This window comes from Corallococcus sp. 4LFB (assembly GCF_046520365.1).
Taxonomy (GTDB): Bacteria; Myxococcota; Myxococcia; order Myxococcales; family Myxococcaceae; genus Corallococcus; species Corallococcus caeni.
In genome coordinates this window covers 1-13,968 of sequence record NZ_JBKGHJ010000209.1, presented here as the reverse complement: position 1 = coordinate 13,968, position 13,968 = coordinate 1, and the positions used below count along the sequence as shown (strand labels likewise).

Below are 13,968 nucleotides of genomic sequence, written 5' to 3'. Positions count from 1 at the left end.
GCTGGGCCCCGGCGGGCACGGCGGCCGTGAGCGCGAACAGCAGCAGCCAGGAGGGGGCGGGCCTCACTTGTTCCGCCGCCTTTCGCGCAGCCGCTCGCGTGCCTCCTGTCGCTCTTCCCGGGACATCTGCCGCCAGCGGCGCATGTTCTCCAGCATCTGTTCGCGGCGCTCCGGGTGTTCCTTGAGGTAGGCGCGCACGCGCTGGCGCAGCTCCGCGCGGCGCTCCGGGGTGAGGCCGCGCAGCTCACGCACCTGCTCGCGCACCGCCTGCCGCTCCCGGGGGGACAGCTTCTGGAAGTCGCGCAGGTTGGTCTTCAGCCGCTCGCGCTCCTCCGGGGGCAGCTGTCGCCAGCGCTGGAGGTTCGCGCGCACGCGGGCCTGGTCCTCGGGGGACATCGCCTTGAACTCGCGCAGCTTCGCGCGCAGGGCTTCCTTCTGCTCCGGCGGGAGCTTCTCGAAGCGCTCCGCGGCGGTGGGCGTGGGGGCGTTGGCCGCGCGGGCGGGCGCTCCCACGCAGAGCATCAGCGCCACGGTCAGCAGTCCGGCGGTCATTCTTCCCAGCATCACGGCATCCCCAGTTCGTGGAGGCTCTCGACGACCTCCAGGTCTTCGGAGCTGTCCAGCCCCAGCACTTCGTAGTCCTCGACCAGCTCCAGGTTCGCCGCCACCTCCAGCGCGCCCGGGTCCCACTCCTCCAGCGCGGGCGCCTCCACGCGCGTGCGTCCGGCGACGAGCAGCGTCAGCACCGCCGCAGCGGCCAGGCCCGCGGAGGGCACCAGCACGCCGGGCTTCAAGAGCTGCGCGAGCCGCTCGGCGCCAGGTGGGCGGCAGCGCGTCCACGCGCGCCAGCACTTCGCGCCGCGCGGACGGGGACGGCGCGAAGTCCGGCAGCTCCGCCACCCGCGCCACCGTGAGGCGCAAGAGCCGCTCCGTCCCCTGGCACTCCGCGCAGGTGCCCAGGTGGGCCTCCATCCGCGCGCGGTGCGGGGGCGCAAGCTCCCCGTCCACGTAGGCCGTCAGGTCTTCTTCCTGCTCGCAGCTCATGCCCGACTCCTCGCGGGCACGGTGCCCGCCTGCAACGCTTCAATCCTGCGCGCCACCGCCAGGGTGGCCCGGTGGATGAGGCTCTTCACGGCGGCCTCGCTCGCCTCCAGCGCGTCGGCGATGTCCCGGTACGCCATGCCCTCGAAGCGGCACATGGTGAACGCGGCGCGCTCGCGGTCGCTCAAGTCCTTCAGCGCCAGGCCCACCGCCGCCTCCAGCTCCCGGCCGCTCAGCGCCTGGTCGGGCCGGTCTCCGTCGGGCCCTGGCATCCGTACCGCTCCCGCGTCGTCCTCCACCGGGTCCTCCGCCGTGAGGCGCGCCACGCGGTACTCGCCGCGCCGCATCTCGTTGAGGCAGTGGTTCGTCGCCACCCGGAAGAGGAAGGTCTTGAACTTCGCCGTGGGCTTGTAGGCGCGCGCGTGGCGGTAGAGCTTCACGAAGATGTCCTGCGTGAGCTCCTCCGCCCGCGCCGCGTCCCCCACGAAGCGGTACGCGAAGCGCGCCACGCTCGCGTGGTGCCGGTCGAAGAGCCAGGCGAAGGCCTGCTTGTCGCCCGCCGCCACCTTCAGCATCGCCTGCGTGTCCGGGTCCCAATCCATCCGTGAAGCCACAAACCCCGTTGCCCTTTGGAAGTTGCGGGCCACCCCCACTTTGAACCCCACGCGGCGCCCCGGTTACAGTTTCGCCACCGTGTCCGATGCTTTCCGCCCACGTTCGCGCACACCCGCCCCCCACCCTGGAGGGGAGGTGGAGGCTCCGTCGGACCTGGCGCCCTGGGAGCCCCCGGCGCAGGGCGGCACGCCCACCCCGCCCACGGACTCGCCGCTGCCCATGTACCTGCTGGCGCAGCAGGCCCGCCGCGCGGAGGGCGAGGAGCGGCAGCGCCTGGCCTGGAACCTCAACCAGTTGCTGGAGGAGCTGGGGGCGCAGGGCGGGGGCCGGACGGAGGCGGACGCCTTCCACCGGCTGCTGGAGGGGGGCAACCTGGACGGGCTGGTGGACGCGGACGGGCGCTCCTGCCGCGCCACGGCGGTGGAGTCGCTCTTGGCGCTGGGCTTCCCCTACGCGCTGGAGGTGCGCCCGGAGGACCTGGAGCACCTGAAGAACGCCCCCGTCCCGGGCGCCGGCTGACGCCGCCCGCGGGGGGGCCCTTCCCGGCGCTCGCGGTGGGGCTGGGCGCGCTGGCCCTCCAGGTGGTGCTGGGGCTGGCGGGGCTCGTCGTGCCTGGCGGGCTGCTCATCCTGCAGGGGCTCCTGACCCTGCTGTCCCTGACCCTGCTGACGGTTGCCACCGTGGGCTCTCCCCTGTATCGCGGAGCCCTGGCGCTGCTGACCGTGGTGTCCGGGGTCGGGTTGGGGATGGTGCTGGTGCCAGACGTTCCGGCGGGTTGGGCGGCCGGACTGGGCGGGCTGGTGGCCGCCTTCCTGGCTGCCCTGCGCAAGAGCTGACCGCCAGGACCCGAAACGGATGTCAGAGGGGTGGACTAGGGTCTACCCATCGCGTACTAAAAGCGCGTTCAGGTGGACCGGGGTGGTCCACTCTTCCAAGGAGCGACGGGAAATGGCCGTGAATCAGGAGAAGGAAAAGGCGATCGAGCTGGCGCTGGCGGCGGTGGAGCGCCAGTTCGGCAAGGGGTCCATCATGCGGCTCGGCAACGACGAGCCCATGATGAAGGACGTCCAGGCCATTTCGACGGGGTCCACTTCGCTCGACATCGCCCTGGGCGTGGGCGGCGTGCCGCGCGGGCGCATCATCGAAATCTTCGGGCCGGAGTCCTCCGGCAAGACGACGCTGTGCCTCCACATCGTCGCGGAGGCCCAGAAGAAGGGCGGCGTGTGCGGCTACATCGACGCCGAGCACGCGATGGACGTGGGCTACGCGCGCAAGCTGGGCGTGCGCACCGACGACCTGCTCCTGTCCCAGCCGGACACCGGTGAGCAGGGCCTCGAAATCGCGGAGATGCTCGTGCGCTCCGGCGCCATCGACGTGCTGGTGGTGGACTCGGTGGCCGCGCTCGTGCCGAAGGCGGAGCTCGAGGGTGAGATGGGTGACGCGCACATGGGCGTGCAGGCGCGCCTCATGAGCCAGGCCCTGCGCAAGCTCACGGGCACCATCTCCAAGAGCCAGACGTGCGTCATCTTCATCAACCAGATCCGCATGAAGATTGGCGTGATGTTCGGCAACCCGGAGACGACGACGGGCGGCAACGCGCTGAAGTTCTACGCGTCGCAGCGCATGGACATCCGCCGCGTGGGCGCCATCAAGAACGGCGAGAACGTGGTGGGCAGCCGCACGCGCGTGAAGGTCGTGAAGAACAAGGTGGCGCCGCCGTTCAAGGAAGTCGAGTTCGACATCATGTACGGCGCGGGCATCTCGAAGGAGGGCGACCTCATCGACCTCGCCTCCAACGACGGCATCATCGAGAAGAGCGGCAGCTGGTTCTCCTTCAAGGGAGAGCGCATCGGCCAGGGCCGGGAGAACGCGAAGGAGTACCTGCGCGAGCACCCGGAGACCTACAAGGAGGTCGAGGCCCTGGTGCTGGAGAAGTACGGCATCGGCAAGCCCCCGGCCGCGGCGGCTCCGGCGGCGGAAGCCAGCGAGCCCGCGGAAGGCGAGAAGCGCCCGCGCGTGAAGGCCGTGAAGTAGTCACGCCCGTGTCCTGAGGAACGCCCCGCCGTGCACCTCCGGGGGGAGCGGCACGGCGGGTGAAGGAGGAAGGGGCCGGTCTCCAGCGATGGGGCCGGCCCCTTTTTCTTCACCGTGAGAGGGATTGGACGCGTGACGCGCACCGTCATCACCGGGGTGTCGCCGGGATGTTTCGTGTGGAGGGAGGAGCGCCTCTAGACTGCGCGGTCTGGAAGCGCCTTCACCCCGCTTCCCGCTGGAGTCCATCGCCTTGTTCAACCCCTTCAAACGCCGCACGTTCCTGCAAGCCGTGGTTGCTGTCGCGGCGACGACGACCTTTGGATGCTCCGACGACGACACGACGGAGACTTCGGATGGCTCGCCCTACTTCCCGCAGTCGCTGGCGTCGGGTGACCCGCGTCCGGACAGCGTGGTGTTGTGGGTGCGCGTGGAGGACACGGCCCGCGCCGGGGACGACCTGCCCCTGCGGCTGGAGGTCTCCACGGCGGAGGACTTCAAGACGCTGGTGCTGGACAAGACGGACCTGACGGCGCGGGCGGAGCACGACCACGCGGTGAAGGTGAAGGTGACGGGGCTGTCCGCGCGCACGACGTACTACTACCGCTTCAGCTACGAGAAGGACGGCCAGCGCCACACCACGCGCGTGGGGCGCACGCGCACCGCGCCGGCGGCGGGGGACGACGTGCCGGTGAAGTTCGTCTTCGCCAGCTGCCAGGACTTCATTGGCCGCTACTACAACGCCTGGCAGCGGCTGCTGCAGCTGGACGCGGACCTGGACTTCGTCGTGTTCCTGGGCGACTACGTCTACGAGACGACGGGCGACACGTCCTTCCAGTCCGACGGCGGCGGCCGGGCCGTGCGCTTCAGCGCGCCGGAAGAGGCGCTCCCGCAGGGCACGGGCGTCACCGCTTTCCTGGCGGCGAACTCGCTGTCCAACTACCGCGACCTGTACAAGAACGTCCGCACGGACCGGCAGCTGCAGGCGGTGCATGAGCGCTACCCGTTCATCATCGTCTGGGACGACCACGAGTTCTCCGACGACTGCTGGCAGGACGTGGCCACGTACGAGGACGGCAAGCGGGACGAGCAGCAGGGGGCCCGCAAGCTCAACGCGGAGCAGGCCTTCCTGGAGTACATCCCGCTGGACACGGTGCAGTCGCCCGAGGGCGTCATCGACGTGGCCCAAGAGCCGCGCTTCCCCAACTCGCGCATCTACCGCGACTTCGAGTACGGCCGGCACCTGAAGCTGCTGGTGACGGACTACCGCAGCTACCGGCCGGACCACCTCATCCCGGAGGACGCCTACCCGGGCGGCGTGGTGCTGGACCAGACGCTGCTGGGCGCGGCGCTCCAGGGCCAGCCGGACGCGGTGAAGGCGACGTTCCAGACGGACACGTTCGCGTACGTGGACATCGACGACCCGGCGTACGCGGCCCAGAAGCAGGTGCTCCAGGGCGTGTACCTGAGCCAGGCGAAGGCCGCGGGCCTCACGGATGCGGAGGCCGCGAAGAAGGCCGGCAAGTGGGTGGCGGGCCCGGTGGCGCTCTACTACGTGAACCAGGTGCTGGCGGCGGTGAAGAAGGACCTGGTGATTGCGCCCGGGGACAAGCCCCGGGGCCTGGCGTACGCGCACATGGGCAAGGCGGCGCTCTTCAACATCCAGGGCTCGCGCTACGTGGTGGTGAAGGACACCTTCGACCTGTTCGCGGCGGTGAAGTACCAGCTGACCGCGGGCAAGAGCGAGGACGTGTTCGGCCAGGACCAGGAGGCGTGGTTCCAGCAGACCCTGACCACGGCGCAGAACACCTGGAAGATGGTGGTGAGCTCCACGTCGCTGTCGGCGCTCATCTGGGACTTCCGGCAGCAGGCGGACATCAGCGACCCCACGCTGCGCCAGCGCTTCTACTTCAGCGTGGACCAGTGGGACGGCTTCCCCACGAAGAAGAAGGTGATGCTCAACACGCTCAAGGCGCAGGGCGTGCAGAACGCGCTGTTCCTCTCTGGGGACATCCACGCGTCGTTCGCGTCGGTGGAGGAGGGCGTGCCCACGCTGACGGCGCCGGGCATCACCTCCGGCTCCATCAAGAGCCTGGCCAGCCTGGCGCTGATTGGCGCGGGCTACGCCACGGGCGCGCCGGTGTACCAGCACGCCGTCACGGAGATGGAGAAGACGCTCATGGCGTCCAACCCGGGCCTGCGCTTCGCGGACGCGGACTCGCACGGCTTCGTGATGATGGAGGTGAAGGCGGATGAGACGCTCGCCACCTTCCACCTCATCCCCGCCGCGGAGGTGGCCAAGGACTACTCCAAGCGCGCGGACGGCGAGCTGGAGGCGAAGTTCACCACGCACACCTTCCGCGTGAAGAACAGCGACATCCAGCCGGCCTGAGCCGGGCGGCCGTGACGTGACCTGAAGGGCCGCGTGGGGGGCTCCCCGCGCGGCCCTTCTTCATGGGCCACGGGCGAGCGGCGCGTCTCTGGGAGGCGCGGGCCGGCCGGGGTATAGACGGGCGCCATGCACGTCTATGCCGCCGCGTTGGCCCAGGAGCTGGGCATCAAGCCGGAGCAGGTGGACCGGACCCTCGCACTGCACGAAGAGGGAGGCACCGTCCCCTTCATCGCGCGCTACCGCAAGGAGGCCACGGGGGGCCTGGACGAGGTTCAAATCCAGGCCATCCTGGACCGGGCCACGGAGCGCGCGGAGCTGGACGGGCGGCGCGACACCATCCTGCGCAGCATCGAGGAGCAGGGGAAGCTGACGCCGGAGCTGAAGAAGGCGCTCCAGGCGGCGCGCACGCGCGCGGAGCTGGAGGACCTGTACCTGCCGTACAAGCCCAAGCGCCGCACGCGCGCGGCCATCGCCCGGGAGAAGGGGCTGGAGCCGCTGGCGGACCTGGTGTGGAAGCAGGAGGGCCAGCGCGGGGAGAACCTGGACGCGCGCGTGAAGCCCTACGTGAGCGCGGACAAGGGCGTGGAGGACGTGGCGCAGGCGCTGGCGGGCGCGCGCGACATCTGCGCGGAGCGGGTGGCGGAGGACGCCCGGCTGCGCCGCGAGGCCCGCGACCTGTGCACGAAGCGGGGCACGCTGCGCTCGGACGTGGTGCCCGCGAAGAAGGGCGAGACGACCAAGTTCGAGAACTACTACGGCCACGAGGAGCCGCTGTCGCAGGCCCCGTCCCACCGCGTGCTGGCGCTCCTGCGCGGGGAGGAGGAGGGCGTGCTGAAGGTGAAGCTGGGGCTGCCGGACGACGAGGTGAAGGGGCTCTTCACCGGGCGCGTGGTGACGCGGCCGCAGTCGCTGTTCGCGGGCGAGCTGCGCGCGGCGGTGGAGGACGGGTGGGACCGGCTGATGGGGCCGTCGCTGGAGTCGGAGCTGCGCGCGGAGCTGAAGGAGCGCGCGGACAAGGGCGCCATCGGGGTGTTTGGAGAGAACCTGCGGCACCTGCTGTTGACGGCGCCGGCGGGGGCTCGGGCGGTGCTGGCGTTGGACCCGGGGCTGCGCACGGGCATCAAGCTGGTGATGCTGGACGCGACGGGGACGGTGGTGGAGACGACGACGCTCTACTCGGAGCGGAGCGCGGACGAGCGGGCGCGCGCGGCGAAGCTGCTGGAGGCGGTGGTGCGCAAGCACAAGCCGGAGCTGATCGCCGTGGGCAACGGCACGGGCAGCCGCGAGGCGGAGGTCTTCACGCGGGACACGCTGAAGGCGATGGGCGTGCAGGTCCCCGTGGTGTCGGTGAGCGAGCAGGGGGCGTCCATCTACTCGGCGTCGGAGGTGGCGCGGGAGGAGTTTCCGGAGCTGGACGTGTCGCTGCGCGGCGCGGTGTCCATTGGGCGGCGCTTGCAGGACCCGCTGGCGGAGCTGGTGAAGATCGACCCGAAGAGCATCGGGGTGGGGCAGTACCAGCACGACGTGGACCAGGGGCTCTTGAAGAAGAAGCTGGGCGAGGTGGTGGACTCGTGCGTGAACGCGGTGGGCGTGGACGTGAACACGGCGTCACCGCAGCTCCTGGAGCACGTGTCCGGCGTGGGGCCGTCGCTGGCGAAGAAGCTGGTGGCGCACCGGGCGGCGAAGGGGCGCTTCACCACGCGGCGGGAGCTGCTCAAGGTGAGCGGCCTGGGGCCGAAGACGTTCGAGCAGGCGGCGGGCTTCCTGCGCGTGCGCGGGCCGGAGCCGCTGGATTCGAGCGCGGTGCACCCGGAGCGGTACACCGTGGTGGAGCGGATGGCGAAGGACCTGGGCGTGGACGTGGCGTCGCTGGTGGGGAACGCGGCGCTGGTGCGCAAGATTGAGGCGAAGCGCTACCTGGGGCCGGAGCTGGGAGAGTTGACGCTGAAGGACATCCTGGCGGAGCTGGAGAAGCCGAGCCGGGACCCGCGCGGTGACTTCACGGCGCACGCGACGCGGGACGACCTGCGCACGCTGGAGGACGTGAAGGAGGGGATGGTGTTGCAGGGCGTGGTGACGAACGTGACGGCGTTCGGAGCGTTCGTGGACGTGGGCGTGCATCAGGACGGCCTGGTGCACGTGTCGCAGCTCGCCGCGCGCTTCATCAAGGATCCGTCGGAGGTGGCCAAGGTGGGCGACCGGCTGACGGTGAAGGTCCTGACCGTGGACCTGGCGCGCAAGCGTCTGGCGTTGTCCGTGCGGGCGGTGCTGGAGGGTGGGGCGCCGCAGCCGTCGGGGAGGCCCGCGCAGGCGAAGCCCGCCACCAGTGCACCGGCGCCGCAGCGGCCCGCGCAGAAGCCGGTGCATCAGCTCCGGCGCAGAAGAAGCCGGAGCCGTTCAACAATCCGTTCTCGAAGCTGAAGCGCTGAGCTAGCATTGCTCTCGGCTTCAGGGGGCTTGTTGCTGCTTTGTGTGCTTGGATTTAGCTTTTGAACTGCAAGGGAGCGAGAAATGGCTGAACAGCCAGTTTATGCAAGGTTGCTTTCAAAGAGGCGGCTTCGTCCCTCGAGTGTCAAGAATCGCTCGCTGGCAAATGAGACTGAGAGTGATTACGGCCGAGTTCTTTACTCGGCGGCATTGAGGCGACTTCAGCAGAAGACACAGGTTTTTCCACTTGCTGACAATGCGGCTGTTCGGAGTCGGCTAACTCATTCGCTTGAAGTCGCCTATGTCGGTCGGTTGTTGGCTCTTAAAGTTGTGGAGATTGTTGAAAAAAGAGGGTTGTCAAAGGCGTGGGGATTAGCGGGCAGTGAAATACCATTTAGAAATACCATTGAGACCGCGTGCCTTAGTCACGACATCGGAAATCCTCCATTCGGACACTTTGGTGAATACGCGGTGCGTAAGTGGTTCGAGTTGCATGGCCAGGACACTCTTCGGGCTGCTGTTGGTGCTGGGCTTACCGAGGCTGTCGGGAAATTTAACTCCCGATGCATGCCTGATTTCACGCAATTTGATGGGAACGCACAGGGATTCCGGATCCTGACGCGGCTACAGTGGAATCTGGATGAGTTTGGGCTAAATTTGACCATGAGTCAGCTTGCTGCGTTTCTTAAGTACATGCGTGCTCCTTACGAGAAAGAGGGGGGCGGTCGGTTTACAAAGAAGGCTGGATATTTTCTTACGGAAGAGCCGATTGTGAGAAAAATATGGGCCGGGCTGGGGCTTGAACGGGGGCGGCGGCATCCACTTGCGTATGCGATGGAAGCGTCAGATGATATAGCGTATTGTGTTAGTGATATTGAAGATGCTTTGGAGAAGGGGCTTGTCGATCAGGATGAGTTTAAGCGTAGGCTTCGGTCTATTTGGCTTAAGCTGGCGAGCGAAGAGAAGTTGGTGGATAAGAAGTATCTAGTGCGAATGCTTGATGAGGAGTGGAGGAGGCAGCCGGACAAGCCAAGGAATGCGCGTTTTTTCTCGTTTAAGACACGGCTTACGCGCGAGTTAACGGAGGTTGCCGCCAAGGTTTATGTAGAAAAGCATGATGAGATATTGAAGGGAGAGTCGCCTTCGCTCTTGGAATGTGCGAAGGAGCAGAGAGTTGCGCTGGATGCGCTCAAGAAGTATGCGCAGATGTATATTTTCAAAGCTCCCGATGCGGAGCGCTTGGAGTTGGCTGGCTTTCAGGTTGTTGATGGTTTGTTGCAGCATTTGAGCCCTCTGCTTAAATTGCATGTTGATGCATTTGACGCTGTGAGGGCTGGTGAGAGGGTTTCTGGTCTTGATTTGGAACGTCGGTTGTTTCGACTGCTGCCGCAGAAGCATGTGCTTGTTTATGAGGATGCGCGTGCTCGAGGGCTGGGACATCTTGATGTGAAGGATGGGGTTGCTGAGTGGTTTGCTCGTGCCCATCTTGTTGTGGATTTTGTTTCGGGGATGACTGATCGATTTGCGCTGGAAACGTATCAGCTTCTTGCTGGGATTCGAGTTTGAGTGAGCCAGTTGAGTTTTCGCATCCTGCTGTTCTGATTGAAGAGTTTGCTCGGGTGTTGGATGGCGGGGCGTTCTTTAATCTGAGCTATTATAGGTATCGGCCGCAGTCTTTGTTGGATGAGCGAAGGTTAATTCAGGTCCGGGCGAGAGAACTTACTGTGTCTCGCGTCGAGGAACTGTTGGCCGGGCTCTTGGAGGGTGAAGAGTTGGCGTTTCATTCCTTGGTGACCACTGGGAAACGCGGTGGCTTTCATCTGCCAATGATCGACTTTAGTGGCCGGTTGGGACGGGATTCATTAGGGGTGTTGCGGGACGTTCTTGGAACGCGGTATTTCGATGCGTTGAGGCTGTATGATAGTGGGCGTTCTTTTCATGGGTATATTATGAAGCCGCTGCCATTTCGGCAGTGGGTGTCATTTATGGGTATGTTGCTTCTGGTGAACTTGCCCGAGCGGTCGCAGGTGACCGATTCTCGTTGGGTTGGGCACCGGCTTTGTGCTGGATATGCCTCGCTACGATGGAGCAAGAACACTCAGCATTATCATGCTGCACCTAGATTTATTTCTGTTTCCAAGATCTTAGGGTGAAGCGATGCGTGGATTTGAGACTGACTTTGCTCAATCCAGCGGGAACAGCCTTGCTTCCGTCGCCAGCACCTCATTGCGTGCCAGCAATCCCGCGAATCGCTTCGTCCCGTTGCGCGCGTCGAACCGCGAAGCGATGTCCCGCGCCTGGGACTCCATCCAGTCCTTCAGCGCTCCGGTCCCGTAGCCCCCGTCCACCGCGTGCAGCGGGAACGCTCGGGGCAATCGCAGACTCACCTCATCCCGGCCGTCCGCCACCACCTGTCCCAGCAGGAACGACGCCGCCGCGTAGAAGGTGAACCGGTCCCGGTGGCTGGCGTGCTCCAGCGCCCAGCCCAGGTGCTTCTCCAGCAGGGTCAGGCCTCGCGACAGGTTGCCGGTCAGCGCCAGGAACTCCAGGTGCTCTCCCACCGTGGAGAGGAACTCGCGGTTCTTCGCCACCATCGCGTAGCCGCGCAGGTGGCAATCCCTGGCTTCCTTCATCCGCTCCAGCTTGAAGAGCGGATACAGCAGCGTGCCCAGCGTCAGGTGCGGGATCTCCGCGCAGGACTGACGCCCGTCCAGGATGGGCTTCGCCTTCTGGAGGGCCTGCTCCCACTCGCCCTTGTCCACGTGGTGGTCCAGCTCGTCGTCCAGCTCGCAGACGCGGCAGTCCGTCAGGTGATCCCTCGGTGCGACCAGCCACGCCTCCCACAGGCGCTCCGCCTCCGCCGTGTCCCCCATGTCCCGGGCCATCTGGTAGCGCAGCTTCAGCGCCGCCCGCCTGCCCGCGTCCAGCTTCGCGAAGCTCTGGTCCACGTCATCCAGCGCGTCGGCGATCTGCTTGCGGCTGATGTGCGGGAACTCGTCCAGCCGCCCCACCACCCACTTCTGCTTCCAGAGCATGTCCTCCGGATCGAACCGCTGCGGGTCCTTCTTCTGCTGCCCCCGGCACCACGCGAACGCCACCAGCGCCTTGTCCGGATAGCCCCCGAACGTCGCCGCGTCGATGAGCGCGTCCCGCAGCGCGTACCCCAGCGGCACGTCGCCGTGCACGTCCACCAGCCGCACCGCCTCCTCCAGCGCGCGCACCTTCGCGTCGCCCTCCGGCAGCTCGCCCGCCTGCGCGCGCAAGGCCTCCACCTGCTGGCGCCAGTCCGCCATCAGTGCACCCCCCGCGAGCCAGGGCCCGACGAACCGCCCCCGCCGCCTTCGTCCAGCCTCGCCGAGATGAGCCCCAGCAGCCCGTGGTTGAGCAGCGCCATCTCCTGCGCGTTCAGCGGGTGCTGTCCCAACAGCAGCGCCTGCACGTAGAGCATCTCCACCGACAGCTTCAGCAGCTCGCGCGACTCCACCGCCGCCAGCCTCCGCACCACCGGGTTGTGCAGGTTGAGGCACAAGAGCGCCCGCTCCTGGCCGCCCGTGCCCGCCATCACCCCGTCCAGCACGCCCGCGTACAGGTCGTCCGACTCCTCGCGCGCCCGCTCCGCGTCCCGCCGGAACGCCCCTTCCGCGTCCGAGCTGTAGAGCGTGGGCACCTCCGCCGGGAAGAACTTCTTCACCTCCACGGCGCAGCGGAACGGCGCCAGCACGCCCTCCGCCAGGCGCAGCAGCGGGTAGACGGCCTCGCGCTCGTCCAGCGTCAGCTCCTCGAAGCTCTGCGGCAGGTCCGCCGACGAGAACGGCGCCACCTGCGCCTCCGGCACCACGTGCGGCAGCTTCTCCAGCAGCGCCGTGTCGTGCGTGTACGCCGCGTTCAGCACGCACAGCCCCTGCGCCGCCGCCACCCGCGCCACCTGCCGGAACGCGTCCAGCGTCGGCGTGTAGCGCACCACCGGCCACGACCGCCGGTAGTCCGCCAGCGTCATCATCCCGAGCGACGTCTCGAAGGTCAGCCAGTGGATGACCAGCCGGTAGAAGTCATCGTCGTCCAGCGCCAGCCCCTTCACCGACAGCCCGTGCAGCGCGATCAGCCGCTGCAGCGCCCGGGGCTCCTCGCGCGCCAGGTCCATCAGGTACTGGCGCAGGGACTGCCCCAGCGCCTCGCGCGCCTTCGTCAGCACCGCGTCCTCGTAGAAGGACTCGCGGCTCGCGGTGGGCCTCAGCCCGTTCGCGTTCACCACGCACTTCACGAAGAACGCCCACTCCGGCAGCAGGTTCTCCGCGCTCTCCGACAGCAACATCTGCTTCAGGTACACGCGGTGCTTCTGTCTGGCATTGAAGTGCGGCGACGCCGGCAGCACATACGCCACGCCGTCCACGTCCCCCGCCTCCGAGCGCAGCGGAATCACATCCAGGAAGTCCGTGCCGAACACCTCGCGCCCGTATGCGAGCAGCGCCTGCCGCCGGTCCCCTGGCGTCTCGTAGAAGCGGCGCCAGGGCGGCCCGTCCGGGTTGAGCGTCTCCGTCTTCCCCTCGGCCGTGAGCCGGACGGGGAAGGGCAGCAGGCCGCCGTAGTGCTTCGCCAGCTGGCGCACGCGCTCCGGGGTGAACCACTCCACCATGTCCGGCCGGGCCACCAGGTAGACGTGGGTGCCGGGGGCGTCCAGGGGGTGCTCGGAGACGCGCACGTCGTAGGTGCCGTCGTGCCGGCCCCGCCACTCCAGCGTCCGCCCGTCCCCCTTCGCCGAGCGCGTCACCACCAGCAGCTCGTCGCACACCATGAAGCACGACAGGAGGCCGATGCCGAACTGGCCGATGAAGTCGTTGCGGCGCGCCTCCAACTGCTCGCGCTTGGAGGATTCTCCAATCGTGGCCAGGAAGCGGTGGATCTCCTCCTCCGTCAGCCCCACGCCTTCATCCGTGAAGAGCAGGGTGGGGGGCCCGCCGTCCTGCTTCTCCCGCAGCTCCAGCCCCACGGCGCCCGTGGCCTGGGGCTCCAGCTGCTGGCGGGCGCGGATGGCGTCCGTCGCGTTCTGGAGCAGCTCCCGCACGTAGACCCCGGGCGAGCTGTACAGGTGGTGGGACAGGAGGTCGATGACCCCACGGAGGCTGACTTGGAATCGATGGTCCACGTGGCCATCGAGCGTAGCGCGCTGCTTCCTCCTCGGGGCCACAATCCCCCGCCGTGGGTGGATGAAGGCATGTGTCCTTCCCATGGCAGCCGGACACGCCAGCCCCCTTCCGCCTCCCTGGCGGGGTGGTATGTCGCGCCCCGGCCGTGCGGCGCCCCTGGGCGGCACGGTGGCATGTCGTCTCTTTCCTCCCTCCTGGAGCGGACAACGATGGGCAACAATCTGAAGGCAGTGGTGGTGGGCGCGGTGCTGGGCGTCGCGGGCGCGGCCTTCGCGCAGGCCACGCCGGCGTCCCCCAAGGCCGACGTGAAGGCGGCGG

General features: G+C 67.5%; 12 protein-coding genes and 1 pseudogene. 7 read left to right on the top strand and 6 right to left on the bottom strand.

Translation table 11 applies throughout. The features are described from left to right. Positions 1 to 63 precede the first annotated feature (63 nt). The 4 genes and pseudogenes from ACLEQD_RS22130 to ACLEQD_RS22115 all read right to left on the bottom strand — a co-directional run bounded on the left by ACLEQD_RS22130 (position 64) and on the right by ACLEQD_RS22115 (position 1,643). A complete protein-coding gene (locus ACLEQD_RS22130) occupies positions 64 to 564 on the bottom strand; it encodes a DUF3106 domain-containing protein (RefSeq protein WP_410386477.1) in 501 nt (166 codons plus the stop codon). Next, a complete protein-coding gene (locus ACLEQD_RS22125; RefSeq protein WP_410386479.1) occupies positions 564 to 782 on the bottom strand; it encodes a hypothetical protein in 219 nt (72 codons plus the stop codon). The genes ACLEQD_RS22130 and ACLEQD_RS22125 overlap by 1 nt, the downstream gene beginning before the upstream one ends. Positions 783 to 978: 196 nt before the next feature. Continuing rightward, positions 979 to 1,044: pseudogene (locus ACLEQD_RS22120) on the bottom strand (hypothetical protein); the annotation flags it as partial. Further along, on the bottom strand, positions 1,041 to 1,643 hold the full coding sequence (locus ACLEQD_RS22115) for an RNA polymerase sigma factor (RefSeq protein WP_410386473.1): 603 nt from the start codon (positions 1,641 to 1,643) through the stop codon (positions 1,041 to 1,043). The gene ACLEQD_RS22115 and the pseudogene ACLEQD_RS22120, both read right to left, overlap by 4 nt. A 148-nt stretch (positions 1,644 to 1,791) precedes the next feature. On the opposite strand from ACLEQD_RS22115, the gene ACLEQD_RS22110 reads away from it, so the two are divergent. The 7 genes from ACLEQD_RS22110 (at position 1,792) to ACLEQD_RS22080 (ending at position 10,659) form a co-directional block, all read left to right on the top strand. Continuing rightward, entirely contained in the window at positions 1,792 to 2,175 is a 384-nt protein-coding gene (locus ACLEQD_RS22110; RefSeq protein ID WP_410386471.1) for a hypothetical protein, read from the top strand. Between the two features lie 35 nt (positions 2,176 to 2,210). Then, positions 2,211 to 2,492, top strand: coding sequence for a hypothetical protein (locus ACLEQD_RS22105; RefSeq protein WP_410386469.1), 282 nt, complete (start codon positions 2,211 to 2,213; stop codon positions 2,490 to 2,492). Between the two features lie 112 nt (positions 2,493 to 2,604). Beyond that, positions 2,605 to 3,690, top strand: a complete 1,086-nt coding sequence (gene recA, locus ACLEQD_RS22100) for a recombinase RecA (protein WP_410386467.1) — start codon at positions 2,605 to 2,607, stop codon at positions 3,688 to 3,690. A gap of 250 nt (positions 3,691 to 3,940) precedes the next feature. Further along, a complete protein-coding gene (locus ACLEQD_RS22095) occupies positions 3,941 to 6,079 on the top strand; it encodes an alkaline phosphatase D family protein (RefSeq protein WP_410386465.1) in 2,139 nt (712 codons plus the stop codon). 126 nt (positions 6,080 to 6,205) lie between these two features. Beyond that, on the top strand, positions 6,206 to 8,500 hold the full coding sequence (locus tag ACLEQD_RS22090) for a Tex family protein (RefSeq protein WP_410386463.1): 2,295 nt from the start codon (positions 6,206 to 6,208) through the stop codon (positions 8,498 to 8,500). 90 nt (positions 8,501 to 8,590) lie between these two features. After that, the gene (gene dgt / locus ACLEQD_RS22085) at positions 8,591 to 10,072 is read left to right on the top strand and encodes a dGTPase (RefSeq protein WP_410386462.1); all 1,482 of its coding nucleotides are present in this window, start codon (positions 8,591 to 8,593) and stop codon (positions 10,070 to 10,072) included. Then, positions 10,069 to 10,659, top strand: a complete 591-nt coding sequence (locus ACLEQD_RS22080) for a hypothetical protein (protein WP_410386460.1) — start codon at positions 10,069 to 10,071, stop codon at positions 10,657 to 10,659. The genes dgt and ACLEQD_RS22080 overlap by 4 nt, the downstream gene beginning before the upstream one ends. Positions 10,660 to 10,689: 30 nt before the next feature. Here the strand turns inward: ACLEQD_RS22080 and ACLEQD_RS22075 are convergent, their stop codons facing one another. Then, positions 10,690 to 11,802, bottom strand: coding sequence for a hypothetical protein (locus tag ACLEQD_RS22075; RefSeq protein WP_410386475.1), 1,113 nt, complete (start codon positions 11,800 to 11,802; stop codon positions 10,690 to 10,692). Beyond that, the gene (locus ACLEQD_RS22070; protein ID WP_410386459.1) at positions 11,799 to 13,649 is read right to left on the bottom strand and encodes an HSP90 family protein; all 1,851 of its coding nucleotides are present in this window, start codon (positions 13,647 to 13,649) and stop codon (positions 11,799 to 11,801) included. The genes ACLEQD_RS22075 and ACLEQD_RS22070 overlap by 4 nt, the downstream gene beginning before the upstream one ends. Positions 13,650 to 13,968 lie beyond the last annotated feature (319 nt).

What these genes read in the sequence shown, in the direction of transcription:
- ACLEQD_RS22130 (WP_410386477.1), bottom strand. Translation starts at nt 564, where the DNA reads ATGCTGGGAAGAATGACCGCCGGACTGCTGACCGTGGCGCTGATGCTC.
- ACLEQD_RS22115 (WP_410386473.1), bottom strand. Translation starts at nt 1,643, where the DNA reads ATGGATTGGGACCCGGACACGCAGGCGATGCTGAAGGTGGCGGCGGGC.
- recA (WP_410386467.1), top strand. Translation starts at nt 2,605, where the DNA reads ATGGCCGTGAATCAGGAGAAGGAAAAGGCGATCGAGCTGGCGCTGGCG.
- ACLEQD_RS22090 (WP_410386463.1), top strand. Translation starts at nt 6,206, where the DNA reads ATGCACGTCTATGCCGCCGCGTTGGCCCAGGAGCTGGGCATCAAGCCG.
- dgt (WP_410386462.1), top strand. Translation starts at nt 8,591, where the DNA reads ATGGCTGAACAGCCAGTTTATGCAAGGTTGCTTTCAAAGAGGCGGCTT.